This window comes from Prevotella melaninogenica (assembly GCF_013267595.1).
Taxonomy (GTDB): Bacteria; Bacteroidota; Bacteroidia; order Bacteroidales; family Bacteroidaceae; genus Prevotella; species Prevotella melaninogenica_D.
Genome location: NZ_CP054011.1, coordinates 998327 through 1024759, shown reverse-complemented (window position 1 = coordinate 1024759; position 26433 = coordinate 998327). Strand labels below are relative to the sequence as shown.

Annotated in this window: 22 protein-coding genes and 6 pseudogenes; 12 read left to right on the top strand and 16 right to left on the bottom strand. The window is 40.1% G+C overall.

The genetic code is table 11. The features are described from left to right. Position 1: 1 nt before the first annotated feature. Positions 2-526, bottom strand: a complete 525-nt coding sequence (locus FIU21_RS09490; RefSeq protein ID WP_004361322.1) for a hemerythrin domain-containing protein — start codon at positions 524-526, stop codon at positions 2-4. 145 nt (positions 527-671) lie between these two features. Between FIU21_RS09490 and FIU21_RS09485 the strand changes: the two genes are divergently transcribed. Continuing rightward, positions 672-1343: a Crp/Fnr family transcriptional regulator gene (locus tag FIU21_RS09485; RefSeq protein ID WP_217269415.1), complete on the top strand. Its 672-nt coding sequence runs from the start codon at positions 672-674 to the stop codon at positions 1341-1343. Positions 1344-1392: 49 nt separating this feature from the next. Further along, positions 1393-2328, top strand: a complete 936-nt coding sequence (locus tag FIU21_RS09480; protein ID WP_004361320.1) for a calcium/sodium antiporter — start codon at positions 1393-1395, stop codon at positions 2326-2328. Between the two features lie 450 nt (positions 2329-2778). Here the strand turns inward: FIU21_RS09480 and FIU21_RS09475 are convergent, their stop codons facing one another. Then, positions 2779-3615 carry a peroxiredoxin family protein gene (locus tag FIU21_RS09475; RefSeq protein ID WP_036886849.1) on the bottom strand — a complete coding sequence of 279 codons (837 nt, stop codon included), beginning with the start codon at positions 3613-3615 and terminating at the stop codon, positions 2779-2781. Between the two features lie 395 nt (positions 3616-4010). Between FIU21_RS09475 and FIU21_RS09470 the strand changes: the two genes are divergently transcribed. From FIU21_RS09470 to FIU21_RS09460, 3 genes are all read left to right on the top strand, one after another. Beyond that, on the top strand, positions 4011-5684 hold the full coding sequence (locus FIU21_RS09470) for a hypothetical protein (protein WP_036886846.1): 1674 nt from the start codon (positions 4011-4013) through the stop codon (positions 5682-5684). 15 nt (positions 5685-5699) lie between these two features. Continuing rightward, the gene (locus FIU21_RS09465; protein WP_004361317.1) at positions 5700-5912 is read left to right on the top strand and encodes a hypothetical protein; all 213 of its coding nucleotides are present in this window, start codon (positions 5700-5702) and stop codon (positions 5910-5912) included. 229 nt (positions 5913-6141) lie between these two features. After that, positions 6142-6834, top strand: a complete 693-nt coding sequence (locus FIU21_RS09460) for a queuosine precursor transporter (protein ID WP_004361316.1) — start codon at positions 6142-6144, stop codon at positions 6832-6834. A gap of 69 nt (positions 6835-6903) precedes the next feature. Here the strand turns inward: FIU21_RS09460 and FIU21_RS09455 are convergent, their stop codons facing one another. The 13 genes and pseudogenes from FIU21_RS09455 to FIU21_RS09395 form a co-directional block, all read right to left on the bottom strand. Further along, positions 6904-8241: a TolC family protein gene (locus FIU21_RS09455; RefSeq protein WP_036886823.1), complete on the bottom strand. Its 1338-nt coding sequence runs from the start codon at positions 8239-8241 to the stop codon at positions 6904-6906. Positions 8242-8450: 209 nt separating this feature from the next. Next, positions 8451-8633: a hypothetical protein gene (locus FIU21_RS13390; protein ID WP_231291373.1), complete on the bottom strand. Its 183-nt coding sequence runs from the start codon at positions 8631-8633 to the stop codon at positions 8451-8453. Further along, positions 8624-8812 carry an efflux RND transporter permease subunit gene (locus FIU21_RS13385; RefSeq protein ID WP_254361440.1) on the bottom strand — a complete coding sequence of 63 codons (189 nt, stop codon included), beginning with the start codon at positions 8810-8812 and terminating at the stop codon, positions 8624-8626. The genes FIU21_RS13390 and FIU21_RS13385 overlap by 10 nt, the downstream gene beginning before the upstream one ends. Further along, on the bottom strand, positions 8809-10185 hold the full coding sequence (locus FIU21_RS13380) for an efflux RND transporter permease subunit (protein WP_254361439.1): 1377 nt from the start codon (positions 10183-10185) through the stop codon (positions 8809-8811). The genes FIU21_RS13385 and FIU21_RS13380 overlap by 4 nt, the downstream gene beginning before the upstream one ends. A gap of 126 nt (positions 10186-10311) precedes the next feature. Beyond that, positions 10312-10815: pseudogene (locus tag FIU21_RS09445) on the bottom strand (IS982 family transposase); the annotation flags it as partial. A gap of 62 nt (positions 10816-10877) precedes the next feature. Further along, positions 10878-12215: pseudogene (locus FIU21_RS09440) on the bottom strand (IS1634 family transposase); the annotation flags it as partial. 242 nt (positions 12216-12457) lie between these two features. Continuing rightward, a pseudogene (locus FIU21_RS09435) lies at positions 12458-13000 on the bottom strand (IS1634 family transposase); the annotation flags it as partial. 224 nt (positions 13001-13224) lie between these two features. Continuing rightward, positions 13225-13806, bottom strand: coding sequence for a hypothetical protein (locus tag FIU21_RS09430; protein WP_231291325.1), 582 nt, complete (start codon positions 13804-13806; stop codon positions 13225-13227). Positions 13807-13934: 128 nt separating this feature from the next. Beyond that, positions 13935-14653 (bottom strand): annotated as a pseudogene (locus FIU21_RS13375) (DUF8188 family protein). 14 nt (positions 14654-14667) lie between these two features. Next, positions 14668-15384: a DUF8188 family protein gene (locus FIU21_RS09415; protein ID WP_004360009.1), complete on the bottom strand. Its 717-nt coding sequence runs from the start codon at positions 15382-15384 to the stop codon at positions 14668-14670. Continuing rightward, complete coding sequence (locus FIU21_RS09410; RefSeq protein ID WP_004360011.1) at positions 15374-15583, bottom strand: hypothetical protein; 210 nt, start codon at positions 15581-15583, stop codon at positions 15374-15376. Before FIU21_RS09410 ends, FIU21_RS09415 begins: the two co-directional genes overlap by 11 nt. Further along, a pseudogene (locus FIU21_RS09405) lies at positions 15580-15883 on the bottom strand (IS30 family transposase); the annotation flags it as partial. The gene FIU21_RS09410 and the pseudogene FIU21_RS09405, both read right to left, overlap by 4 nt. Before the next feature lie 640 nt (positions 15884-16523). Further along, positions 16524-17978, bottom strand: a complete 1455-nt coding sequence (locus FIU21_RS09395) for an IS4 family transposase (protein ID WP_036886159.1) — start codon at positions 17976-17978, stop codon at positions 16524-16526. 98 nt (positions 17979-18076) lie between these two features. On the opposite strand from FIU21_RS09395, the gene FIU21_RS09390 reads away from it, so the two are divergent. Both FIU21_RS09390 and queF read left to right on the top strand, forming a co-directional pair. Then, positions 18077-18667 (top strand): helix-turn-helix domain-containing protein, encoded by a 591-nt coding sequence (locus FIU21_RS09390; protein WP_231291326.1) that lies wholly within the window; start codon positions 18077-18079, stop codon positions 18665-18667. Positions 18668-18753: 86 nt separating this feature from the next. Continuing rightward, on the top strand, positions 18754-19209 hold the full coding sequence (queF, locus tag FIU21_RS09385) for a preQ(1) synthase (protein WP_036886226.1): 456 nt from the start codon (positions 18754-18756) through the stop codon (positions 19207-19209). A 260-nt stretch (positions 19210-19469) separates the two neighbouring features. Here queF and FIU21_RS09380 read toward each other — a convergent pair whose 3' ends face one another. After that, on the bottom strand, positions 19470-20765 hold the full coding sequence (locus FIU21_RS09380) for a histidine-type phosphatase (RefSeq protein WP_004360020.1): 1296 nt from the start codon (positions 20763-20765) through the stop codon (positions 19470-19472). Between the two features lie 449 nt (positions 20766-21214). Between FIU21_RS09380 and FIU21_RS09375 the strand changes: the two are divergent. The 5 genes and pseudogenes from FIU21_RS09375 to FIU21_RS09355 all read left to right on the top strand — a co-directional run bounded on the left by FIU21_RS09375 (position 21215) and on the right by FIU21_RS09355 (position 26304). Next, a pseudogene (locus tag FIU21_RS09375) lies at positions 21215-22315 on the top strand (BPL-N domain-containing protein). A 771-nt stretch (positions 22316-23086) separates the two neighbouring features. Then, a complete protein-coding gene (locus FIU21_RS09370; RefSeq protein ID WP_004361979.1) occupies positions 23087-23566 on the top strand; it encodes a hypothetical protein in 480 nt (159 codons plus the stop codon). Next, positions 23553-23945, top strand: coding sequence for a hypothetical protein (locus FIU21_RS09365; protein ID WP_036881467.1), 393 nt, complete (start codon positions 23553-23555; stop codon positions 23943-23945). Before FIU21_RS09370 ends, FIU21_RS09365 begins: the two co-directional genes overlap by 14 nt. Further along, on the top strand, positions 23942-26008 hold the full coding sequence (locus FIU21_RS09360; protein WP_004360029.1) for a bifunctional DNA primase/helicase: 2067 nt from the start codon (positions 23942-23944) through the stop codon (positions 26006-26008). Before FIU21_RS09365 ends, FIU21_RS09360 begins: the two co-directional genes overlap by 4 nt. Beyond that, the gene (locus FIU21_RS09355) at positions 25996-26304 is read left to right on the top strand and encodes a helix-turn-helix domain-containing protein (protein ID WP_004360030.1); all 309 of its coding nucleotides are present in this window, start codon (positions 25996-25998) and stop codon (positions 26302-26304) included. The genes FIU21_RS09360 and FIU21_RS09355 overlap by 13 nt, the downstream gene beginning before the upstream one ends. Positions 26305-26433 lie beyond the last annotated feature (129 nt).

The following is a 26433-nucleotide window of genomic DNA, read 5'->3' as shown; positions in this document are numbered from 1 at the left end:
CTTATTCCATCATTAATGCCCGTGGGAACATTATCTCGTTTTCTACGAAGATATGTTCGAGGAGGTTATCACGGAACTGACGAAGGTCTGCAAGTGCCTTCACATATTCTGGCTCAGCACCCTCAGGAGCTGTGTAATCATTTGTTAGTTCTGCTATCCGCTCATGACGTTCTATCTCGTCGTTGTGGTCAGCCATCATTGCATTGATAGGATGCTGGATTGTACCACAATGGAAAGGAGCATGCTCTTGACCATACTCAGCTGCATTGAAAATGTCGATAATGTATGGAAAGAGAATATTCTCTTCCTTCTGACAGTGGAGGTCGAGGTCGGCAACACTGTTGCGGAAGTGATCTATTACACGGTCGAGTTCAGGATGATTAGCTGCAAGTGAGTTTAGTCTGATAGCAAGTTCCTCACCCTGCTTGCGAATGTAACGATGATGAAACTTCAGTACATAGTCTACAAGTAGGTCGAGGTCCCATGCTTTAAAAGGGATAGTGCTTTGAGAAAATGTTTGTGTCATTGTTATCTTTATTTTATCTTGTTCGTTTTATTTGTGTGCAAATTTATATATAATCGAGGAGAAAGTAGGGTAACATATGTGTCCAAGTTGAGTTAAATCGAGTTAAATTTGTAGTAATCAAGAGAATCTTCGTAACTTTGTGACCATGGAAAATAATGTAATGAAAGCACTCCGTTCCTGTCCACTTTTTGCAGGAATGAGTGAGATTGAAATAGACCTAACATTAGGAAATATTAGTTATCAACTTGTATCTCTGCCTTCACATGAGGTATATGCCTTAGCGGGTATGCCTTGCAAGTATGTTGATATTGTTGTAAGTGGTAAGCTTATCTGTCGTATGGCAGCTTTATCGGGCAAACAGGTAGAGGTGAGTCGGTTGCACAGTGGCAATATGGTAGCTCCTGCTTTTATCTTTTCTAAGGACAGGAGTCTACCTGTCAGTGTCGAAACAGATGGTAAAGTACAGCTATTTCGCATGCGTCCAGAGGAGTTGAAGCGTCTAATAGATTTGGATGAGACGCTTCGTATGAACTATATTCGTATTCTCTCAAATATTGATGTGTTCTTGACGCAGAAGATGAAGGTGCTCAGTCTGTTTACTGTACGTGAGAAGGTGGCTTATCTTTTGATGGAACGTGCAGGAGAGCAGGGCAGCAATGAGGTACATTTGGAGCGTTCACGTCAGGAGATAGCAGACTCGTTTGGCATTCAGAAGTTCTCATTGCTTCGTGTTCTATCTGACTTTGAGAAAGAGGGGGCGATAGAGATTCATGGACGAACAATCAAGATTCTGGATCGTAGGAAGATGTTGAAGTAAGCGTTCTATCCCTTAAGTGTATTTTATTTATTCTATATTTTAAGAATTAATGTTACTGAACATTTTATTTATTGTCGTGGGTGTAGCCCTCGTTCTATGGGGTGCTGACCGCTTGACAGATGGTGCTGTGGCTGTAGCTGAGAAGATGAAGATGCCGCAGATAGTGATAGGATTGACAATTGTTGCAATGGGTACAAGTATGCCTGAGTTCTGTGTAAGTTTTATTTCTGCCTTGAAGGGAACGTCAGACTTGGCTGTAGGTAATATTGTTGGCTCGAACATCTTTAATGCTTTACTTATAGTTGGTGTGTCGGCATTGGTGGCACCGATGACGATTATGGAGACAACAGTAAGAAAGGATATTCCTTTTGCGCTTGTAGCATCAGCTTTGCTATTGATAATGTGCCTTGACGGGAATATTAGTAGGATTGATGCAGGTATTCTCTTTGCGATGTTCCTCATATTTATGTATATGACACTTAAAGGTGCTAAGAAGCAAGGAGCGGATGCTGAAGAGGCTATAGAGGGTGAAGGAAAGAAGCCGATGGCAACTTGGTTGTCTGTTGTATGGATTCTTGTCGGGCTACTTTGTTTGATAGGAGGTAGTAACTTGTTTGTAGAAGGGGCTACGGCTGTTGCAACAAATCTTGGTGTGTCAGAGGCTGTGATAGGTTTAACAATCGTGGCAGGAGGAACTTCTCTTCCGGAATTGGCTACAAGTGTTGTTTCAGCTCGTAAAGGGAATAGCGGTATTGCAATAGGAAATGCACTTGGTTCTAATGTGTTTAACATTCTTGCTATCCTTGGTATTACGGGTATGATAACCCCAATGACATTGAAAGGTATTACTTATATAGACCTTTCTATACTGGTTATCTCAATCATGCTTGTATGGCTTTTCTCGTTTACGAAGTATAAGATTGAACGATGGGAGGGAGCTGTGCTTACGGCTGTGTTTGTAGGTTATATCTATTCCTTACTATAATTTATTCCTTTGCTTTAGCTTAGAAGGTTGCTTTTGAGCTAAAGCAAAGAAACAAGATACTATTGACTTATCAGTAACTACCCATCTTTTTCGGATGTGTTGATGCACAGCACGTGTTGTGTTGATGCTCAGCACGTGTTGTGCTAATGGTTAACACGGATAGTGTTTAGCGTTAATTGTCAGGCAAAAGATTGTTATGGTGGAGTCAACTTCTTATTAGTAAAGCGCTGTATAAGCATTATGTAGAAAAGACTTATTGGAGTACAATATACTTAATTCAAGAAAAAGAGTCATATCTGAACTCATGATTAGAGTTAGATATGACTCTTCTTTTATGTCTATATGATGTGAAATTTCGGAGTGTCCGGCACAAACTTGCCACTTCCTCGAGTGAGTTTACAAAAGCTTTTATACTTTTAGGCTTTTGTTTTTCACACCATTACTTTTCTCTTATTTCAACTTCTCAGCCAATACTTCCTGCAATCTGTTCTCACGGAGGTCCATTGCTACAATCTTACCCTGTGGGTCGACGAGGATGTTAGAAGGAATACTGCGGATACCATAGACAGCTGCTGCACTCGACTCCCAGCCCTTGAGGTCTGACATCTGAGGCCAAGTCATACCTAATTTCTCAACGGCAGCTGACCATTGCAGTTTCTTGTTGTCGAAACTGATGCCAATAATCTCCAGACCTTTGTCCTTAAAACGCTTGTAAGCTGCTACAACGTTTGGCATTTCTGCACGGCATGGACCACACCAACTTGCCCAGAAATCTACCAATACATACTTGCCTTTACCAACCCAATCGCTAAGCTTTACCTGCTTACCATTGAGGTCTTGCATTGTGAGGTCTTTATACATAGAACCTGGCTGACGCAACTTGTAAGACTCGAATAACTGCTTTGGCTTTGTCATTTCTGCCTCATTGTAGTAGCCTGTGTTAGGATCGCAAAGTTCTTTTAGTTCATCAAACTCAAGGTCATACATGATTTTAGCAACGTATTTTGCTGGGAACTTTGTATCTTTAAACTTCCTTGCAATCTCTAAAGCAGTATTCTTCTGTACATTGTAAAGCGAGTCGGCTTTCACCATGATTTCGTTTAACTTAGCTTTATCTGCCTCTGTGAAGGTTGTAGGGTCTTTCTTGCCGAAAGCCTGATAGGCTGCCTCAAGTGATTTATACTGTGTCTCTATCTGAGACATTTTCTCTTCGTATGGCTTGATGTCCTGCGCATTTGCAGTGAAAACAGTTGTAGCCAACGCTGTCATTAAAATAATCTTCTTCATGTTAATCATTCTTTTGATAAGGCTACAAAAGTAATGAATTTCTGCTTATCACAATGGTAAATTATGTTTTTTTATGCGTTTACGACCTTTTTACATATAATTTGGAATGTTGAATATGCCATGAGTGCGAGTTTAATGATGCTTTCATATGGTTATAATAAGTGAATTTTTTGTAAATATAAATATAGGTCGTTAATATCTGTATTAAAAAGTTCTGTCTATAAAAGTATTGCAAAGATATTAAAAATACGAGGTATGAAGGTTATGTTATGTTGAATATTTATTAATAATACATACTTTTTTGTATTATTTTTTGCATAAAGTGTTATTTTTGCATGGCTGAATTAGAGAGGATGGACTTATCAGCTAAAAAACTCTTATATAATATAAACTTTATGGTTAAACATTTACATTCAGTCCTGATATTTGTGTTAGGATTCTTTTCTGTAGCTGCGTCAGCTCAAGGACCAGCTGCTGTAACAAAACCAAATGATGGTTATTATCGTATTGTAAATGCTCGTCAGCGTACCGATGGCAAGCAGTATGTTTTTGTAACTGGTAAGATTGCGGCGCAGCCTAATGCCACTAAGGCTGATGCAACCACATTGCCTGGTACAGTTATTCACCTCAAGACGGCTACAAGCAGAACTAATGCTGATTGGCTTGATGTAACAACACTACGTTCACAGGGTGTTGATGTGATTAATGCTTATTTGAACCCTGCCATTGACCAAGTAAAGAAAGCTTTGGAGAATAAGTTAAAGACAAAGCTTGGAGTGTTAAAGGGCGAATTAGCTTATACGGCTATTAATTCAGAGGTTATTGGACAGTGGGATTTGGAGATGCATATGAAGCCTGTTACCACATCTGATGGACGTACTGCTTACTATGCTTTTGCGACAGTTCCATCAATGGAGCCAGTTTGTTCTTTCTATAAAAATTATACAACAGGAGCCTTGGGGCTACTTTTTGGTCCTTCTGTTAAGACAGCAGTGAAAGGTGTATCAATGGGTTTGTACAATGCTTTAGAAGCAAATAACCCAGATAAAGTATGGGATGAGGTCTTGAAACTTGCATTGGCAAAGATAGAAAGTAGCCCATACGCAGGTACTGATATAGCAAACGTTGTTAAGCGATATATTAATGCTGATCGTATTAATCAAGGACAGACTTACTATCTAATGTCTGGTGGACTGAAGAAGATTACAGTTGCTAATAAGGCATATGATCCAGCAAATCCAACAGGTACATCTCATAATGAATATGATGGAGCTGCACCAAAGTTTGACTTTGTAAATAATAATACCACTGATCAGTGGTATGGTCCAGAGCTTCCTGTAACTGGAGATGCTGCTATGTGGATTCTTGAAAAGGTTGACGACACAAATTACTTTGGTGTAAAGCCTTCTACTAATATGAAAGGTAGAGATGGTAAATATTATACTACACTCTATGTAGACTTCCCATTTGAGATTAAAGGTGACGTAGTTGCTTATACTATAGAGGGTGTTAATGCTAAGAATGCAGAGGGTTATTATTTCGCAAAAGTGAAGAAACTTGCTCAACAAGGCGATATCGTTCCAGCTCAGACTGCTGTCGTATTGGAGTGTAACTCAACAAATCCTGCTGATAATCAGTTGTTACCTACAGGTGATGAAAAACCTGAGACAAGCAATAACCGTCTTTGCGGAACATTCTTTGGAGAGGCTATCAATGGCTTGACCGTAAAGGATGGTACTGGAGCAGAACGCAATGTAACACGTGATAATATCCGTGCTTTCAATATCAACACCGCTGATAGCAGAAACCCAATTGGTTTCTATAAACTGAATAATACTGTGACAACAATCCCAGGTAACAAGGCTTTCCTTGTACTTACCAATGCTGAGGCACAAGCTAAGGGCTTTGTCTTAGAGTTCGAGGACGGTGGTACAACTGGTATTGAGACTATCGAAAACTCAAGGCATAGCACAGAGGATGGCGTTTACTATGACTTACAGGGTCGTCATGTAGAGAACCCAACTCGTGGTGTCTATATCGTGAATGGTAAGAAGGTTGTAATTAAGTAAGAAGGGAGTACAATTATGAAGAAGATATATATAGCTCCTCAGAGTGAGAAGGTAGTGCTGAATGTTAATGGTGACATTCTTGACAATCATTTTGGTAACCATAGTGGTGTACCAGTAGAGCCAACTAATCCTAAACCTGGTGACAGAGGTGAAACAGGTGGAGTAGATGGTTTTGAAGCGAAAGAAAACGAATGGGGCGAAATTGCATTCACTCCTTGGGAAGATTAAGCTAAATAAGTAATATAGTTTTAGCTACGTCTAAACTTATATTGTATAATTTAAGTGTGTTAGAATACTGATTCTATCGGCAGGCAGAGCGTCTGTTCTTGTAGTTCAGTGTTTTAATACACTTTTCTTTTTCCACAGAAGTTAAGGCTATTTGGATAAAAATGTGTACCTTTGTAGCCACTTAATTAAATAGGGGTACTTGATCAACCCCCTTTAACAAAACAAGACAATGACAAAAAGTAAACAACAAGTGAGTGTGCTGTTTATGCTTTTCAGTATCCTCTTTTGTGTTTGCCTTATTGCGGCAAACATCCTCGAGACAAAGCAAATCTCTGTGTTAGGTATCTCATTGACAGGTGGACTCATCGTCTTCCCAATCTCTTACATCATCAACGATTGTGTCTGTGAGGTTTGGGGCTTTCAGAAGGCACGTCTGTTGATATGGACGGGTTTTGCGATGAACTTCTTTTTTGTGGCAATGGGAGCGTTATGTGACTGGATACCTGGTGCCTCTTATTGGACGAATGAAGCGGGTTTCCATGCTATCTTTGGTCTTGCTCCACGTGTGGCAGCGGCTTCTTTCATAGCTTTCATCGTGGGTTCATTTGCTAATGCCTACGTCATGAGTAAGATGAAACTACGTGATGGAGGTCGTCATTTCTCATGGCGTGCCATCTTGAGTACCATTGCTGGTGAGAGTCTTGACTCTCTCATCTTCTTCCCTTTGGCGTTGGGTGGCGTTGTTCCAACTCCTGAATTGCCAAAACTAATGCTCTGGCAGGTGGTCTTAAAGACGCTTTACGAGGTAATAGCTTTGCCTATCACTATTCGTGTAGTGAAGAAGTTAAAGCAACATGAAGGCGAAGATGTTTATGACAATGGTGTGAACTATAGCATTTGGAAGATTTTCTCTTTGCAATAAACATAAAGGAACAAAGGAGTAAATGAGGAAGGGGATGTGTCAATCAATAGACACATCCCCTTCCTCTGTTTACTTTCCAATGCTTTGTTCGTACTCCACAATCTTAGTTTGTAGTGTTGCGTATGCCTCAGTGTACTTATCGTGACATTGCTGATATTTCTGTTGTGCATCCAATAGGTCGTTCATTGTCACCGTGCCAGCATGATAGAAGTTACGATTGAGTCGAAGGTTCTCCTCACTCTGTTCGATACTCTTCTTTGCTAAGACTAACTGTTTATAAGTATCATCAACATCGTTCCAGTTCTTCTGCATACGGATAGCGAGCAGTTGTGAGTTGTCGGATAATTGCTGGCGAGCATTCTCTTCTGCTAACTTCTTAGGTTTGATAGCATGTGAACCGCTCCACCATTGAGAGATAGGGATAGACACTGTAGCGAAGACAGCCCCGAAGTTATTCTTCATTCCACTCCCTAAGTTATAGTAGTTATACCCTACACCCACTCCAACTGTTGGTAGTCGTTTGCCTTCTTCCATCTTGCGTTGTAACGTTGTAGCCTCAACGTTCTTCTCTAACAACTGATATTCAGATGTTGTTGCAACGGCAGCCTTGTGGTCAACCTTCATTGTAGGATAGGGTGGAAGTACTGAGGGGTCTATCGTCGCAGTCACATCTATCTCACCTTCCGCACCGATGTATTGTGCCAAGACCATACGTGCGAGCTTCAAACCATTCTCGAGTTTCAGTTTGTTACTCTCAAGTTCATTCTCCTTCAACTGCACCTGTAGGAGGTCATTACGCATCCCCACGCCAGCTTTCACAGCTGCATCTGCATCTTTCTCAAGGTTTTTTAGCATGTCGCTCACCGCATTGATTGTTTTCTGTTTCTCCTTTAGTGAGATGATTTGCCAGTAGTATTGCTCGGCTGTAAGTTCCACTGTATTGGCAGATACGTGCTTTTGCAATTCAGCAACATCAACCCCTATTTTAGCCAGTTTGTTACCATTAACAATCTGTCCACCAGCAAATACTGGTTGAATAGCAGACACACCAGCGATGAGTCCTTTGTTAACTGCTGAGAAAGGAATAGTAGAGGGTATCATTGAAGCCATACTACTTGGTAATGCTGATGCGATAGACGAAGGTAAGAGTTCTGATACTTTAACCTCAGTCTTCATCATATCCGTTGTAGACTTGAGCCCTAAGCCAACAGCATTTACCTGCGGAAAGTAGTTCATAAAGGCTTCCTTCTTCTGTTCGCGAGCTTGGAGAATAGCATTATCAGCCGTTCTCATACTGATATTATGTGCCACAGCACGCTCCTTAACTTGCTGAAGCGTGAGTGTTTGTTGGGCATTTGCGGTGAGACTCATTACGAGTGAGAGTCCTAATATAATGTTCTTTTTCATTGTTTGCTTACCTTCTTAAAGTTGATAAAACGATTACTTATAAGTTTTACATTGCCTATTTTCAGATAAGATATCAGTGAGTAAGAGTAGTTTTATACGACTGAAACTGTAGTTTCACTTGACTGAAATTGTAGTTTCAGATAACTGAAACTTTAGTTCCATACGACTGAAACTGCTCTTACATGCATCTGTTCTAACTTCATGAAGGCTTATTGGTTTTCAAGCATGAGGCTTCTTTCACGCTTCTTTGTCGATCCACTCATTACAAGCCAATAGCTGATTGGCATGACGGTGAGGATGAATAACATCGTAATCATTGTACCGAAGAAGATGACATTACCCATCGGAGCCCATAGACCAGAGCCACCTAACATCATTGGTGCTACACCCATTGAGGCTGCTCTGCTGAGGTGAGGAAGATTGGACGCATACGGCGCTTCGCACTCAGTTGTATGGCTTCGTGAGCCGTCAGGTGTTCTGTCTTACGCAGGTCTTCTGCATAATCGTACATGATGATAGCGTTACGAACAAGGATATCCATCAGAGAGACAACACCAAGATAACACGTCATGGAGAACTCCCACTTGGTATCAATACGCCTAAGGCTGTTCCCAAGACTACTAACGAGAGTGAACCCAGTAGCAAAATGGCTGTACTAATCTTGCGGAAGTGCCCTAACATGAGGAAGAAGATGATGACAATGCTAATCATTAATCCACCTATGATTTGTGGATTGGCTTCGTTAGCTTGTTCGTACTCGCCTCCCCATTCAGCTGAAACACCCTGTGGTAGTTTGTCGGTATCTATCTGCTTCTGTAGTTTAGTAGTGACATTCATCACGTTTACGCCATCAACAACATCAGCCATGACGGTAATCGTTCGTCTACCATTACGGTGACAAATCTGTTCATCTTCCCATCTTGGTTCCACCTTTGCAATCTGTCGCAATGGAACAGTCTTCAGTTCGCCAGCAACAGGGATAGGTTCATTGGCAATGTCTGCTACACTTGCATTGTCAGCCTTACTACTCTTTAAGGCGACAGGCATTCCATAATCGCCGTCCCATACCGTCGTAACAGGTATTCCACCATTATTATATCGGGTCGCCATGGTCAACTCTACGAGTGAGTTATTAGCCCCAATACGGTTTGCCTTCTCCTCGTCTAATTTGATGTTCGTTGCCAATAACGGTTCATTCACATCGTTACGTATAAGGATAAGGTCGTTGTTTTCACGGAAGAGAGCGGTTATGCTGTCGGCGGTCTGCTTCAGTTGTGCCCAGTTGTCACCCGTCAATCTTAGTTCGATAGAGTTTCCTTCTGCACTATAATTGAGTTGCTTGAATCGTACGTAGGCATCTGGAAAAGCATTAACATACTTCATACGATAATCGTGCAATACCTCCTCAGTAGCCTTGCTATCCTTTGTGTTGACGATAAACTGGGCATAGTTCTTCCCACCGAACTGTGGAGCGTATGATGTTTGGAAGCGTGGTGAGGCAGAACCCTTAAATGATGCGATAGACACAACACGCTTGTCTTTGCGTAAGATATGTTCTAAAGAGTCTGCTACAGCCTTCGTCCTATCGAGTTGTGTACCTGTTGGAAGATATATCTCAACGGCAAACTGGTTGCGTTCGGCAGTAGGCATCATCTTCTGAGGAAGGATAGCCATGAGTCCGATACCAGCTAAGACCGATACAACAGCTACACCAACAACACCGTACGGATGGCGGAAACAGAAGTCGATGAGCTTATTGTAATACTTCTGTATGAGGTTTAAGAAAGAGAAGTGTGGCTTTCCATCTTTGCCCATGCGTTCCTTTATTGGCTCACGAATGAAGTAGAATTGTAGGAAAGGAGTCAGTAGCTCAGCTACCACAAGTGATACGAGCAACACGATAAGAATACCCCAAGGGAAGAGCAAAAGGAAGTCATGATACATTCCTGTTGTTGTTAATAACCTGAACTCGGGATAAGTATCATCCCACTCTTCTGTTTGGTTTAGTACAACGGCTCTTTAGACTCAATCTTTTGATTGGGTCTAAAGATAATAATAAAACAGATTACTTTAGAACAATGTAAGCTGTCCCGAATGTTGCTCTATAGCAAAGTCTATGTTCACTGCTGGCTTTTTCTCAAAGAAGCTGTAGGCTGCAATAGCAGAGAGAACATTCATTGCGAAATTAAATATGCTTCTATGCCTTGAATGCACTAATTGAGCTACATTCTTTAGCTCATCATTGATAGTCTCTATTACAGATCTTTTCCTTAGAAGAAGTCTATCATAAAGTGGCATTAGTTTGTTTTTCATATTACTCCTAATGCCAGTAACTAAATTTATTCCATCATTGAACAATCGCTCAAATAATCCTTGAGAAATGTACCCTTTGTCTGCAAACAATTTACCAAATACATTGTCTGTCAACCTGTTAAATACATTTTCGTCTCGGTCATCAACATTTGCTTTAGTGAGCATAAAGTTTAGAATCTCACCTCTTTCATTACAGATAAGATGTAGTTTGAATCCAAAATACCATCCCATTGTACTCTTACCCCTTGTTGCATAATTTCTAACCCAAGTTTAACACCCACTTTCGCCTAATTGTTACTGTCACCGTACTTTCCTCGTTTTTCTTATGGGCTCTGTGTCCTACAAATTTTATTCTTTTTGAATGGTGAGTGTTTTAAGTTCAACTTATCGTATATCTGTTTTGCTTGCTTCGAAGGACTACTACATTGGCGCATCTCGATGGTTTCACCTAATGGATTCTTCCCTTTTGTGGTGACGAGCTTTTGGGTACTCATACGTCGTACTATCTCGGTCCAGTAACAGGATTCTCCTTCTCGTTTTAATTGACAACGGATAGTGTTTACCACCCAGTAGGCTAATAAACCAAAGAAAAGGTGTGCGTCGCTTCGCTCATCTTTCTGATGATAGATAGGACGGAGGTTGAGTTCATTCTTTAGTTGTCTGTTCGTACATTCTATCTCACGAATGAGATTGTAGTATTCCCATGTCACACGCTCAGAAAGTGTCCTGACATTGCTGCGGAGGAAATAGACTCCGTGACCAGATTCCATTGTCGAGAGGTCTTTTATCTCCCAGTCTACACGCAGCATCTCCTTGAGTTTCTTCTCATTTTTTATGTAGCTTATCTGGTAGAATTTCGCTATAGAAGGGTACTTCTGTATGGCACGTCCTATACGTTCAACAACCTTTTCATAGGTCTTTGTTCCACCTTTCTTGGAGATTCCATCGTTTATCCTCTGCAGTTCCATCTCAAAACGCTCTTTCCAAACCCTGTTCATGGACGACTCTGTCATAGCTTTCGAAGGAGATGTTATTTCGAGATAATAATCCTTATCATCCTCTGTCTTAACCTCTTTCAGCGTTATCTTTTGCCGACGGGCATCCATTACCGTAACGCTCTTATTATCATCACTGAGCGTATAGTCCTTCATTTGCGTACGGGATACGCAGAGATAATTGTAACCCTTTTTCTTTATTAACTCCAAGTTCTCTTCCGTGGCAACACCTGCATCCATGATAACGAGCGTATCCTTGGTTCGTGATGGATTCCTCTTTGCCAGTGTATCAATCATATTGGGTAGAGACTTGGGATCTGCTGTATTACCCTCTAAGATAGAAGAATAACGTATAAAACCTTCTTGATTGATACATAATGCAAGTACAAGTAGCTTACAGTCAGAGCGTTTTTCTTTTGAACGACCGAACTTGGCTTTATCGCTATTACGCTTACTACCCTCGAAATAGAAGTTGGTTAAGTCGAAGAGCATCAACTTGTTGTCTATATTAAAGAAATCGTCAGTAACGCTGCACAGATGACGCTCTAACTGTTCCTTTAGTTTATATAACTTGTCTGTGATTTTATACAGAGAATTGATTCCTGGTGTCCAGCCAGGAACTCCACTGTAAAGTTCAGCGGCAGCCGAGTTATCGCGCAAATAATAATTATTGGTGTCCGATAAAACTTTTTTTTGGTTATCTGTGTTAGATAAAATAGACTTAAACTTATGATTTCATTAATTTATTTGGTTATTATAGGGCTTTCCTTGTCAAAATAGCACATTTTATAATGCTTACAGTTTAAAACTGAAAACCAAGCCCATGGATAAGTAAAACGGCTGCAACACCGATGGATAAAGAGATACAGAGCTTTCAGTTTATTTTTACCGGACAGCAATAAATAATAATAAGATGAACGTTCAGAAACAGCATATACCGTGCGAACAATCAATGCTGACAAAGCCGTGTGTATCGCATTTTCCGTCCACCCATTTTTGCGCAGAAAACCCTCTAACTGCAGCTTGTCTATTGTCTGCTTGCAGAGCCACTCTGCACCAACATTCCTTGCGTCAGTATAGTTTGCCGTCTCAAGGTCTATGTAGTTCTCATATTTTCTCAGCGACTTCTGCTCTTCCTTATTAAACCGATCGATTCCACCTTCTTTCTCCATACGGCTCCACCATTCGTCAGCCTTTGCCTGTTCAATAGGAGTAAGACCGTCAAGGTGTTCTTTGAAAAGCGAGGGTGTACTTCTGGTTTTGAAGCGTTCGGTAAGAGCGTATGCAATTTTTCGAACCTGTACAGCAGTAAGTGAAGGTTCGAACCCGATGTTCAACAGAATTAGCGAATGTACATGACCCTGCACGTCACGATATGACTCCTTGATGCGATAATAAGGAGCCATGTCGCCTGTTGCAGGGTTGAATCGTGTCTGTACATTTGCGTGCATGAGTGCAAAGTAACAAAATAATTTTGATATGACGGTGTCCTACAATTCAGATTTTACTCCTCGTTACAATACCCTATGCTTGATTATCAATCATTTATAAAATTGATACTACACAAAATATCCCCAAAATTTATGAAAAATAATTTTGCGTGTTAAACTTGGGTTAAATAGATTTTCATTGTCACGATAGAGATTCTATTAAACAAGGATATCCATTCCCCTTTTTAAAGGAATCGTTGTCCTCTTGACTTGCTATATATTTCATAATTTGCATTTCTCACAGGGTTCCAATAGGCAAAGACATATTTAGACTTTCCAAATAGCGTATGATGATGCATTTTCTTAAGATTTAGACTTTTAACAAAGAATGAAAATATCCATTCATATTTTCCTGGTTCGTAGAAATGGGGTAGATGGGAGGGCATACTGATTCTGATTTTCTTATCATTAAAACAGAAGGCCATTTCTCCAATTATTCCTCTGCTTATATCCACAGCCTCAATATAATACAGATTATCCATGGTGTTTGTATATATTAACTTTCCTCCCGAATAATACTTAAATAGATTATCGTCAGTTACCTCAATGCTTTTCTTTCGAATGGTTGCAATGATTAAAAAAAGGAAGATACCCCCTGTCACCAATCCTGTGATACTAATAAAACGTGATGTTGATTCTATTCCATATGCAGGAGCAAAGAAAACTTCGTAAATGATTCCACTACAAATCATTGCAAGAAACATAAAGCCTACTATGGACCATATGTTCAAGGGGGTGGCATAGAAATTAAAGATCTGTTTCTTCATACTGTGATGAAACATAATATTTTATATAATTCATTTCCATAGGTATTTCCTATTTTCTTCTCTTTTGTTAGGCGGAAGCACATTTGCCAAGAATTGAATAAGTGTATAAATAATTTGCGGAAGCATAATTATTCCTCTTCAAACAATCTTTCAAACTCGTCTTCAGGTAGGAGATAACGCAGGTAATACTCTGCAAACTTATAGTTAACAGAATCTGGCGTGTTACGCATACGTTGGACAGCCTTGGGTGGGAGATAAAAATCTATCATAATTTCTCCAGGAAAACGTCTATCTTTCCTTAATGCATTCTTATTCCGCTCTTCTATATCATCACCTGAGATAATTCTATGTAGAAAGACTGGCATAGGCTTTTCTTTCGTTCCGTATGATTTATCCTTCCATTGTTTACGATTGACATAGACTGATAACACCATATTTGGACGTATTAAGTCATGTTGAACACCTGCTGCATCATAACGGCGGTTATAAAATCCAACAAATACATCAACACCCTCTATCCAAATTAACTCAAAATATTTCTTATATTGTGGGATATAATATATTTCATTTGCGGCAACTATTCGTTTTTTTTGTCTTTGTAGGAAGATAACATTTTAATATGACTTGAACCTTCCTTTATCGATTGTTCTAATAAGTCATTAGGTAGTATGAGTTTTATACTATCCCACTGACCTACGTATGTCTTTGTATATGCTACAGCATCACGATTCCCCTTAAAATGTTCAATGATAGGATTAATAAGATAAAACAAGAGGGGGCCAAGCACTGAAATTCCAAATGCTTGTAATCCATATCTTCCCCAATTCCCTTTGCTATTTCCCATCATTATAAATTTTTAGATTATTCCTCTTCAAACAGCCTTTCGAACTCGTCTTCTGGTAGAAGATAACGCAAGTAATATTCTGCAAACTTATAGTTAACAGAGTCTGGCGTGTTGCGCATACGTTGAACAGCCTTGGGTGGGAGATAAAAATATACCATAATTTCTCCAGGGAAAAGACTATCTTGCCTTAACGCATTCTTATTCCGCTCTTCTATATCATCACCTGAGATAATTCTATGTACAAATACTGGCATAGGCTTTTCTTTTGTTCCGTATGATGTATCCTTCCATTGTTTACGATTGACATAGACTGATAGCACCATGTTTGGACGCATTAAGCCATTTTGAACACCTGCTGCATCATGATGACGATTGTAAAGTCCAACAATTTCATCTACTCCACGTATCCATATTAACTCAAAGAATTTTTTATATTGCGGAATATAGTATTTTTTAATAGCAGCTGATATTCTTATTTTCTTTTTCTTATTTAGTATAAGAGTTTTACTGTGATTAGTTCCTCCTTGTAATGTTTGATCAAACAGATTGTCTGGTAATACAAGTTTTATACTATCCCACTGACTTACGTATGTCTTTGTATATGCTACAGCATCACGATTTCCCTTAAAATGATCAATGATAGGATTAATAAGATAAAACAAGAGGGGACCAAGCACTGAAATTCCAAATGCTTGTAATCCGTATCTTCCCCAATTTCCTTTATTATTTCCCATCTGATACTATTTTTGATTTTTCTTTATCTAAAAGATGTATTCTTTCTATATTCGAAACAGTACTTTTTGTCATATTATACTCTTCTTCTTTGAATTTACTGTCAATAAGCATATTAATCGCAGCTCCACCAACACCCATTCCAAAGCCAATTAATCCTCCAATAAACTTTCCTTTTGCTTGTTGAACCCGCAGAGTCAACCAGCAAGTGCAAAATTACAAAAGATGTTTAAAGAACTTGCACTTTGGAGTAGAAAAGTTTAATTTTTCTCTTGGTCTTTCGTTCAATTTCTTTTGTATGGACATAATTCTCTTGTCCGTATAGTTATCAAACGAATCCTTTTTAGGTATATACTGCCTGATTAATTTATTTGTATTCTCAACAGTTCCCTTATGCCATGAACAATATGGGTCAGCGAAGTACACGGGCACGCCTAAGTATTTGGTGCTGTCCTTATGTACCGCAAATTCAGGTCCGTTATCTGTTGTAATAGTGTTGACTGACTAATACCGACGATGTCGGCAATTTCTTTTCTCGCTGTTTTCTTTTGGAGTAAGGCAAAAATTTGGGTTCTTCTGTTAAATGTGTGGACGCTTTTCGCATTGCTTTAAAAGGAAGGACCGAAGTTACTCATTAAACAAAAACATAGCTAAGACAATCAACTATCTATCCTCTTATCATCCTCTGACATTGAAAACCTTTTCATTTATGACTTCAAATTCTGTAGACAAGGGTTTGAAAAATAATTACATAATTTCAAGCAAGACATCAATAAATAACGACAAGATTACATACAAAACGCAGGTCTGCAATCAACAGGAAATCAATTAGTTATAAAGCAGCAGAATAAAAGGTGCTTAATTGGATTTCAAAAGGGCGTTAGTAAGGCTCTTAAAGGGCACCTATTGCAAGGCAATTAGGTGTCTTTTAGAAGCCAAAAGAGCATGTGTTAGTTTTGAAGAGCGTGAAAATAGTTTACAGAAATCAATGACATGGGAATAAATTGTTTGTAGAAGACAGATAGACATCGCACCTAATTACATTCTAAAGTTTCCCACCCCTTCAAACACTGTCTTTTCTCATTTCACTTTGCCTATCGTTCCCCATATTCATTGACTTTTAACATATGACTAACTGAAGTTATGCAGTGTGCCCATATACTTCATCCCATTTTTCTAATGCTTCAGCCATTACAAGGATTTTGCTCAACTCTTTGTCGTTGCCGCTGATCGTAGCCATAAGGTGTTGGGGCGTTATCCCAAGTGTTTCTCCTAAAATGCGAAGAATGCGTTCGATACAGGTAAGAATTCGTTTCCATAACGTGAGTGCCATGAGATCGTCCTCCATATCCGAAAAGAGTTCGCCCATGGTTTGATATTCTGTGAACCGCTTTTCCAAAGCCATGACGGTATATGTAAGGTAACACAGCGTTGCGTCGGCTATCTGACTATTGAAGTCGCAACCTTGATAACCTCCTAATCCGAGATATTGCTTAGTATCCTTGTTCATCACTTCTATGTTCCATCTGATCTGATACACTTCAAAGGCTTTTATGAAAGACATCGTAGTATCCGTGGTGAGCAGGACATTCCATGTGGAGTTTCTACCATTTTTGATAAGGAAGATTCTAACAGGTATATCTCCTAAGTTGCCGTTGAGTTGAATATATCGACATTTGTACTTACGACAGTTCTTTCCACGTTCACGTTCATAGGTAGCAATGAGTTCTGCAGCATTTTTCTTTTTGCCTGATACAGTGTATTTCGTCTTTCCCATTTTAGCAAGTCCAACAAAGTGCATCGCCCCTTTACCTATGCTTCTAACACAAGCCATAAGTTGCTCGCAAGTGAACCAACTATCGGTAATCACATACTTCGCATGTAATCCCATCTTCCATCCACGGCGAAGCATATCCATGGCAACTTCTAACTTAGACATCTTACGCTCTTGAAAGCGCTTATAATCAGGATTGTCGATGTTCCTCTTGGTGTGATACGCCTTTTTGAGTTGCTGTCTTGTCAGCCCGCAGTTGCCTTGCTTCCCCTTTTCTTGATGTAGTGAAAAATCAAAGGGTATGGTTGTCTTGCCGTCAAAGAAGGCACAAAGTAACAACTTGTAGCCCAATACGCACCTACCTTTTACATGGTCGAAAACACGACTGATACCCTCCATTCTCACACCACTCTTCTCAAGCACTGTGTCATCTATAATGAAACATGTAGTGGTATTGGATTGAGGAGCTTCGCCATACTTACGTAGGAGGCACATATAACGCAGTACAAAGTGGTTCATCAAGCGTCTCCAATCCATCTGCGGGCGAATCATCATGCGATAGAAACAGTTCTTGCCATGATTTGAAAGCTCATATATCTTATGCTTGCATATACTGTGGATGCTCTTACCAACAATACGGAAGAGGCAAAGAGAAAGGATCAACTCCGAAGCGGAAACTCCGTCATGTTTCTCTAATGACAGGCGAGATAACAGGTGTCCGATGCCAAACTTGCCAAAAAGATGAAATAAATCATCACTCATTCGAGTTTTAACACTCAAAAGTTTGGATAACTCACTTATTTTCTCTATTTTTGCTTCCATAACAGTTTTGTTGTCTTGTCTTTAAAATCAGTTGTTTAGCGATTACTAATTTACAAAGAAAATTCGACAAACTGTTATTTTTCTATCTATTTATTAGGGTGGGAAACTTTAGTGAATATATTAATACGTGGAATCAACTTGTATATATTCAGAAAATACGCATACTAAAGTTGGGCGAGGCTGATAGAGGACTCTACACGAATGTATATAATCTCTTGCGAGAGTGGCTCTCACGTAATGTTACAGATGCTATTGAGGTGAAATATAAGACTGATATTATCAAAGGGCTAATCAGTATGGTGCTTGTTGGTTTCTGTTATGGTGTGCATAAACAATTTGGTGGAAGCACTGAGACGAAACAGAATGTCTCACTCTTTAATCGATTCCTTGAACTACTACAAACCACAACGGAAAAGCATCACACCGTAGACTATTATGCAGAGCAATTATGTATATCAGCGAAGTATCTTACTATAATCTGCAAAAAGAACTCTGGGAAGACAGCGAATGAATGGATACAAGAGTATAAGTTGTCTGCTATTACCAACTACCTACGCACAACGGATATGAGTGTGAAAGAGATTAGTAACTTATTGGGCTTCCCTAATACAAGCTTCTTTGGGAGGTATGTGCGGGATCGGCTGGGTTGCACTCCTCTTGAATATCGAAGACAACAGAAGGAGAGGTAGGTCAGCTTCCTTGGTAATATCTTGTGAAGGTGTTTGTAGTTTACTAACAATGTATTACCTTTGCAAGTAAAACAATATAAATGATTATGGAAAGAGAAAAAGAAGGGTTAAAGTCATTAGGTTCAAAAACCCAATACAAGATGGATTATGCACCAGAGGTGTTGGAATCATTTGTAAACAAGCATCCTGATAATGACTATTGGGTACGCTTTAACTGTCCTGAGTTTACCAGTTTATGTCCTATTACAGGTCAACCAGACTTTGCAGAGATTCGTATTTCATACATCCCAGACGTACGAATGGTTGAGAGTAAGAGTTTGAAGTTATATCTTTTTAGTTTCCGTAACCACGGTGACTTTCATGAGGATTGTGTAAATACGATTATGAAGGACCTTATCAAGTTGATGGATCCTAAGTACATCGAGGTTACTGGAATCTTTACTCCACGTGGTGGTATCAGTATCTATCCATATGCTAACTATGGTCGTAAGGGTACGAAGTACGAGCAGTTAGCCGAACAACGATTTATCACGCACGAATAAAGAAGTATGTTCCTTGTTCGTAACAAATGCTGATTGTTATGACAACTAAGCGGATTGTATATTTTATCTTCTTACTTCACATCCTAATAATAAGACAGAAAAGGTTGGACTAACCATTGGTAGTTCAACCTTTTCTGCTTTCTGTACTATATGATAGGAGTTGTATCTCCTAACGGCAAGACGCCCTTTTCACATCGAGAAGGGCGTCTTGTTAAGGGGGAAGAGCATATAGCTATGATAACAACCAAGGGCATAGCTCCTTATTCACGATAGCTATTTAGCTTCGAAAGATAGAACTTCTTAAAGTCGCTCCATCGATAGTAATATGGTGTAGAGGTCTTTGGAAGGGGCAGCGTCGCTTCCTCCTCGTTGAGTAAAACCTTCACGAGAACATCAGCTTTTGGATTCTTCGGATTCTTATAGAAAACAAACTGGATGTTAGCAGCCATAGGGACAATGCGTGTAGAACTCCAACCCTTCAGGGTAAGACTATCTATATCTGAAACCTTGATGTCATTATTATTAAGATTCAGTAGGCACGTCAATGGCATAACCATCGTGTCATGACCGAAACGAAGGGTTGCGCCTGGATGAGGGAGGGCAAGACAAGAATCAGCATCTGTGATAATCTTGCGCAAGAGATTACGCTGTGAGAAGGGTTGATTACCTCCGCTTTGTGGTGCACTGGTATAACGTAAGTACCACCAAGCATTGCTCCTCTGCCATAGTTGATATAACTCATCAGTCGTAAAGAGGTTGTATAGCGAGAGCGAATGGCGAATCTCTGAGTTCTGAACAATACTTGCCAGACTGAAAAGGTCGAAAGTAAGCTGTCCTGCATCCACCTTCTTTGTCACGTATTCCTTATCCTTAAAGAGACGAGCCATCAATGGTTTTGTGTCAATATTGCGTTTACCCCACTCGTCAATCGTATTCTTTACAGCACTGCTATCCCTTTGATGAGAGAGTTTCTCGTCTGGCTGCTTCATAAAATACATGTCATGTGCGCTCGCATCATGTCTAATTCTCAACCGAGGATTATGTCGAATCAGTTCCTGCAGTTCGTTCTCCATGGATAGAATACAGCGGATAACATCCGTCGACTTGGCATCCACCCATACCGAATCACGGAATACAGATGGGAAACGACGATACATTCTTCGTGCAATCTGCTGATGCTGCTGTGCTCCTAATGGTGTCAACTCTCCCCATCGTTTATAAGACTCTGCATACATGAGGCATAATTTCTTCAAGATGTCCTTTCCTTCATTGGTCAACACACCAGCTGAATCAGCTTGCTGAAGGGTTTCTATAGGACGGAGATATTGTTGCTCATGAATGAGATAGCGTGACCCATGTCGCCCATAATGCGATAGATATACAGGAAGATAGCCTGAAGGAGCAGGCGTTAGCCTACCCGAAGGTGCTGGGTAGGCAAGGTAATTGTTGGCAGAAAGCTCAGGATGCTCACTGATTTGCTTTCTAAATGATTGTGCTGTGACGTGTAACGATGCGGAGAAGGCTAACGCACAAAGCAAGATAAGTTGTTTCTTCATATCTGTGTGATTTGATCTAAACTACTGTGCAAAGGTAATCATTTTCTATAAACATACGTAATAGAGTGTAAGTTAAAGGCTCATTCCATGTAAATGTCTATACTGCTTTATCCCATTCTTATGGTATTGCTGGTGTTGTTTATGCCCTCCGCACTAATGGTGCTCACCCTCCGCACTATATGTGCTGAGCATTAGCACCAATGGTGTTGGGTATCTATACTTCGGTAGGGAAGGGTAGGATAGGTCTGTCGGAACCTATAAGTGTGTGGAATAAGGTACTAAACGATAGTCTAAAAATACTTAAAACACTTTTGTATACATGTAAATATCAAAGATAAATACTATCTTTGTTTCGTTCATAGTAGGTTGACTATGCGCAAACTTGACTATAAAAGAATTACAAACTAACATAAACAATTATGCTATGAAAAACGTTTTTCATCATTGCCATGTGCTTGGTAGGACTGAGTGCATGGAGTATGGGAGTAGGAAACAAGGTACGTGTGGGTGTTTTCCAAGGTAATGGCGGTGCACAAACGTGTATTTGGGAGACGATTGCATCCATATAATTGGATCCTGATATGACGGTCCGAACTATCACTATGGGTGATATTGCGAATGGCGTTTTGAAGGATTTGGATGCTATCATTATCCCAGGAGGTGAGGGAGCGACGCAGTATATGAATCTTGGAGAGGAAAACATGGAACGAATAAGAAACTTTATTCGTTCTGGAAAAGGTGCTGTGGGTATCTGTGCTGGTGCCTATCTCTTTACAGACACACCAGGATATGCTTGTATGCACATTAATGGTGGAAAGGCAATTGATATTGAGCATGATAATCGTGGACATGGTATATCAGCCTTCTCCCTCACGGCAGAAGGTAAAAAACTATTCCCTGAGCTTGCTAAGCGTGATAAGTCATACGTCATGTATTACGAAGGTCCTGTCCTTGTAAAAAGTGACAATATTCCACTTCCTTATACGACTATGGCGATAATGGAAACCGATGTGCATGAAGAGGGTAATGCCCCAGCTAACATGACGAATAATCGACCTTTCTTTATCGCCAATGAATATGGGAAAGGGCGTGTCTTTAGTAGTATCTCGCACCCAGAGGCAACACCAGGAATGATGTGGATGATACCACGCATGGTGCGTTGGACCTTACGCATGCCAGTCGTAGCATATTCGAAGCGAGTCGTTAATCCCGATTTATACAATCGTGAGATTCTCATGACGAAAGATGATTTGAGAAAGGAACGTGGATATTATAGAACATTCTTATACGGTTCGCCTAAGGAGAAGATAGCTGCACTCGACTGGTTGCAGGCATGTCGGTCATGGGATGCTAAGCGTTGGGTGCAAGGCTTACTCTTTGACAATAGTCCTGCGGTAAGAGAACGTGCGGCTCGCTTTATTGCTGAGACTGACTATCTTCCCTTCTTATCTGACTTAGAAGCGGCGTGTCGGGTAGAACGTGATGAGCAAACGAAACAAAGTATGATGAGGCACTTTGAGCATCTGAAAGCATTATTGCCACATAAATAACCCTCATCTTGTAGAGTCTATTATAGGGTGGAAATGGATTAGACTTGGGCACTGTCTCGAAGGAGATATTACTTGAAAATAAATTTTCCTGTCATTCTTGTCATTCAAAGGGACAGGTTAATGCGTTGATAAACAATGCTGTTATGAGAAATGTTAAAAGTGACAGCAAAACGAAATTAAACTTATTGTGGTAATAGAAGTAATAACTTCTCTTTGTTTTTGTAGGTTTGTTTACTTCACTTCTTGGAAGATTCATAGTTCAGTTCAATGATGATAAATAAAAAAAGGCAGCATCAAAGCTTAATTTGATACTGCCTTTTAATTTTTAGAGAATCCCTTTTAGAATTAAAAAGTGGACCTGGTGGTAAATGAACTTACCTATATCAGTCCTTGATATTCAGAAATTTAGCCGAACCTCAATTTTTACTGTAGCCAATCTGTAGCCATTTCAGATATTTTTGAGAGAACGCACAGAAGTTGCATAGACTTCTTGTTTTCGGGTTCAAAGTTACAAAAAGATGATACATCTTCCAAATGTTTGAGTAAAAATGTTTTAGAAAGCTTGTGGCTACAATTTTTCAGTGCACGGTGCAAGACCTATCTATATATAGGCTTGCACCGTGCACTGAAGAGCCTTGCCACATGTGATATACAGCTGATAATCAATATATAAAATGGTATTATATTACCAGACAATGGTATTTTGATATTCCGTTAAAAGCTCATTTCATTAGGAACTTTGCAGCCATAATCATTATAGTCCAATGTATTATGGCAAACAAAAACAGCAACTCAGAACTAAAGGGGCACCTGTACATCGGTTGTCCTACGCTTGAAACTTTAGCTCTTTCATGCGTCAATGCAAAAGATGCTGCTCATGCAAGTAGTATCGAGTATTCAAATTTCCTAAAGGCTTGCAAGATGGGAAAAGACATCAGGCTCAGCACATATCGGAAATGTGCGGCAGGTTTGGGAAAAGAAGTTCTAATCGTCCATCTGCCTTTGGGGACTATAGAGTCGATGACCAAACCAAAAGCCCATGTGAAGAATCTTTATGAAACAATTGAACTGGATGAACTTATCAAAGTTTTAATGAAGGTTATGCCAAGTGATGGAATGAAGATAGTGAACTTCATGAAAGAGTTCAAAGGGCATCTAACAAGACATGACAAGGAGAACCTGATGAAACCATTTATGTCAGCTATTGTAGAACTTTGCCAAAACTTACTTAATGATGATGGAAAACCATGAAACACGCTCCCTAATGAATGAGCTTCAAACTCTTCGCGAAGAGTTCAGACAGATAGCATGCTTTATCAGAGAGCTAAAGCGTGACTACTCTGTATTAGAAGAGAAGATTGAATTGAGTACGTCAGATGTCTTGCATCTGCTTGGTATATCAAAGGCTTCCCTTGCTAGATGGCGGGAAGCCAACTCTATTCCTTATCGGTATGTATCAAGCAATCATGTGGTCTATCCATTCAAGGGGCTCTATCTTTCTGTAAAGACAGGCAGGGCTACATTCAAGGGCTTTCGCCGCTTGGAGGCATTACAACGTCTGAACGCCTACAAAGATGGTGTCCTTAAAGGCTACATGGGGGATTCTCAAACCTTATTTGAAGAATTATGAACATCAAAGAAGAAATACTAAGTCGGACTAACAAAGGACTGGAGGTGTTCTGCTTCTACATGCCCATCAACTTTGTACCCAAACGCAACTTCCGTAATCCACTTTATGATGACAGACGTGCATCGTGCAATATCTACCTCGACAATAAGTCAGGCTGCTACCGCATGAAAGATTTTGGAAATGATGCCTACTCAGGTGATTGTTTCTGGTTTGCAGCAACTATGCTCGGTTTGGACGTGAGAAAAGATTTTATGAATGTTCTTGAAACAATCATCAGAGATTTACAACTCAATATTAGTCTTGAAGAAAGAAAAGAATACGGTAATCAGCGACCTGTCTTAATTAAACCTTCAAAGCAGCCTATATTACCTCCACCCGACCTTAATACTTCCATGACAAACGAGAAGTGGTTTACATATATTGAGCAGCCCCTTGGAGAAGAGGAACGAAATTATTGGCGACGATACGGCATTGATACCAGGACTTTGCAACGCTTCCATGTTAAATCATTAGCACGCTATGAATCCGTTTCAAGTCAGGGCAAGCCATTCTCACTTGTTTCTACGCAAGAAGAGCCTATGTTTGCTTATTGCCTTGGCAGGTTTGTGAAAGTTTATCGTCCCAATAGTAAATTGCGCTTCCTCTATGGAGGCAAGGAGGTGGATGACTATGTGTTTGGTTTTGAGCAGTTGCCCTGCAAAGGCGATATGATATTCATTACGGGGGGAGAGAAGGATGTGCTTTCACTCTCGGCTCATGGATTCAATGCCATCTGTTTCAACAGCGAGACAGCACAGATACCAGAAAATATCATTGAGGGACTATTACTCCGTTTTCGACATCTAATCATATTGTATGATACGGATGAAACAGGATTAAGAGAAACTAAACGACAAGTCGAAGCTCTATCCAAGTTTAAGGTGCTTCACTTAACGTTGCCCTTACAAGGCACAAAAACAGAAAAGGATATTTCCGATTACTTTGCCTTAGGCAATGGTTCGGAAGGTTTAAAGGCACTGCTTTCTGATATGTTTACCCAAATGTATGCACAGACGATGATGATATTGCAATCTTGTGAAATAGACTATGACAATCCTCCCGATGCCTCGAAGTCGGTGGTAGCAGTAAACGGCGTACCCCTCGGTACACAGGATAATCTGTTCTGCATCACTGGCGGAGAAGGAACAGGCAAAAGCAATTACATTGCTGCCATTCTTGCCGGTACTCTTGGTGCAGAACGCTTACAACCAGAACAAACTTTGGGATTGGAGGTAACCGCCAACCCCAAAAGATTAGCTGTACTCCATTACGATACAGAGCAATCAGAAGCACAGTTGCATAAGAATTTGGGGAAGACACTTCGTCGGGCAGGAGTCACGTCTGTACCAGAGTTCTACCATTCTCTTTATTTGGCTTCACTTTCTCGTAAAGATAGATTGAAAATTATTCGTGAGAGTATGGACTTGTTTCACCATAAGCACGGAGGAATACATCTTGTGGTAATTGACGGCATTGCAGACTTGATACGATCTGCCAATGACGAAACGGAGAGTATAGCCATTGTGGATGAACTCTATCGTTTGGCAGGAATCTATAATACCTGCATCATCTGTGTGCTCCATTTTGTCCCTAACGGTATTAAGTTGCGTGGACATATTGGTTCCGAATTACAGCGCAAGGCGGCAGGTATTCTCTCCATAGAGAAAGACGATAACCCTGAATATTCGGTTGTAAAAGCTCTGAAGGTGCGTGACGGCAGTCCGCTCGATGTGCCGATGATGCTTTTCGGCTGGGACAAAGATGCAGATATGCACGTCTATCGTGGAGAGAAGTCGAAAGAGGATAAAGAAAAGCGTAAGACGGATGAACTTTTGGCTGTTGTAAAATCAGCTTTCCATACCAAGCTAAGACTCTCATATCAAGAACTATGTGACGTATTGATGCGTGAAATGGAAATCAAAGACCGAACGGCAAAGAAGTACATTGCCTATATGAAAGAGCAGTGTATATTGTCGCAGGACGCAAGTGGTAACTATCAAAAGGGTGAGCTATGCCATACTTAGAACAGACAACAGAGAACGATTGGTGCAAGCGATTGTTTGACAGCTTGAGAACTATCGAGAGCAAACTCGACCAACTGCTTGTGATGAAAGAGCAATCTGTTGACACAACTATTCATCCGCCTCTTAAACCAGAGTATCTTGACATAATCGACGTGTCGAAGATTCTCAAAGTAGAGCAGAAAACCATTTACAATTGGGTATGGGCAGGAAAGATCCCATATCTCAAAGCGAATGGTAGACTGCTGTTTCTTCGTGACGAGATAGACGATATGCTTCATAAACGAGAATGTTGGTGATCAACAAGCAATTTGTTTATTGCCGAATTCTAACTTATGGCACATCTTAAAATAGACATGAATATGAAGAAGATAGTTAAATTTTAGGACAGTAAATCAACTATTAGTTTATTTGTGGGAATTATTTTC

Excerpts from the sequence above, each read along its gene's own strand:
- FIU21_RS09430 (WP_231291325.1), bottom strand. The coding sequence starts at position 13,806 with ATGAAGAAACAGATCTTTAATTTCTATGCCACCCCCTTGAACATATGG.
- FIU21_RS09475 (WP_036886849.1), bottom strand. The coding sequence starts at position 3,615 with ATGAAGAAGATTATTTTAATGACAGCGTTGGCTACAACTGTTTTCACT.
- FIU21_RS09380 (WP_004360020.1), bottom strand. The coding sequence starts at position 20,765 with ATGAAGAAACAACTTATCTTGCTTTGTGCGTTAGCCTTCTCCGCATCG.
- FIU21_RS09485 (WP_217269415.1), top strand. The coding sequence starts at position 672 with ATGGAAAATAATGTAATGAAAGCACTCCGTTCCTGTCCACTTTTTGCA.
- FIU21_RS13380 (WP_254361439.1), bottom strand. The coding sequence starts at position 10,185 with ATGTATCATGACTTCCTTTTGCTCTTCCCTTGGGGTATTCTTATCGTG.
- FIU21_RS09355 (WP_004360030.1), top strand. The coding sequence starts at position 25,996 with ATGCCATACTTAGAACAGACAACAGAGAACGATTGGTGCAAGCGATTG.
- queF (WP_036886226.1), top strand. The coding sequence starts at position 18,754 with ATGGAAAGAGAAAAAGAAGGGTTAAAGTCATTAGGTTCAAAAACCCAA.
- FIU21_RS09370 (WP_004361979.1), top strand. The coding sequence starts at position 23,087 with ATGGCAAACAAAAACAGCAACTCAGAACTAAAGGGGCACCTGTACATC.
- FIU21_RS13390 (WP_231291373.1), bottom strand. The coding sequence starts at position 8,633 with ATGGGTGTAGCACCAATGATGTTAGGTGGCTCTGGTCTATGGGCTCCG.
- FIU21_RS09470 (WP_036886846.1), top strand. The coding sequence starts at position 4,011 with ATGGTTAAACATTTACATTCAGTCCTGATATTTGTGTTAGGATTCTTT.
- FIU21_RS09460 (WP_004361316.1), top strand. The coding sequence starts at position 6,142 with ATGACAAAAAGTAAACAACAAGTGAGTGTGCTGTTTATGCTTTTCAGT.
- FIU21_RS09480 (WP_004361320.1), top strand. The coding sequence starts at position 1,393 with ATGTTACTGAACATTTTATTTATTGTCGTGGGTGTAGCCCTCGTTCTA.
- FIU21_RS09365 (WP_036881467.1), top strand. The coding sequence starts at position 23,553 with ATGGAAAACCATGAAACACGCTCCCTAATGAATGAGCTTCAAACTCTT.
- FIU21_RS09465 (WP_004361317.1), top strand. The coding sequence starts at position 5,700 with ATGAAGAAGATATATATAGCTCCTCAGAGTGAGAAGGTAGTGCTGAAT.
- FIU21_RS09490 (WP_004361322.1), bottom strand. The coding sequence starts at position 526 with ATGACACAAACATTTTCTCAAAGCACTATCCCTTTTAAAGCATGGGAC.
- FIU21_RS09455 (WP_036886823.1), bottom strand. The coding sequence starts at position 8,241 with ATGAAAAAGAACATTATATTAGGACTCTCACTCGTAATGAGTCTCACC.
- FIU21_RS09360 (WP_004360029.1), top strand. The coding sequence starts at position 23,942 with ATGAACATCAAAGAAGAAATACTAAGTCGGACTAACAAAGGACTGGAG.
- FIU21_RS09395 (WP_036886159.1), bottom strand. The coding sequence starts at position 17,978 with ATGGAAGCAAAAATAGAGAAAATAAGTGAGTTATCCAAACTTTTGAGT.
- FIU21_RS09415 (WP_004360009.1), bottom strand. The coding sequence starts at position 15,384 with ATGGGAAATAATAAAGGAAATTGGGGAAGATACGGATTACAAGCATTT.
- FIU21_RS13385 (WP_254361440.1), bottom strand. The coding sequence starts at position 8,812 with ATGACGTGTTATCTTGGTGTTGTCTCTCTGATGGATATCCTTGTTCGT.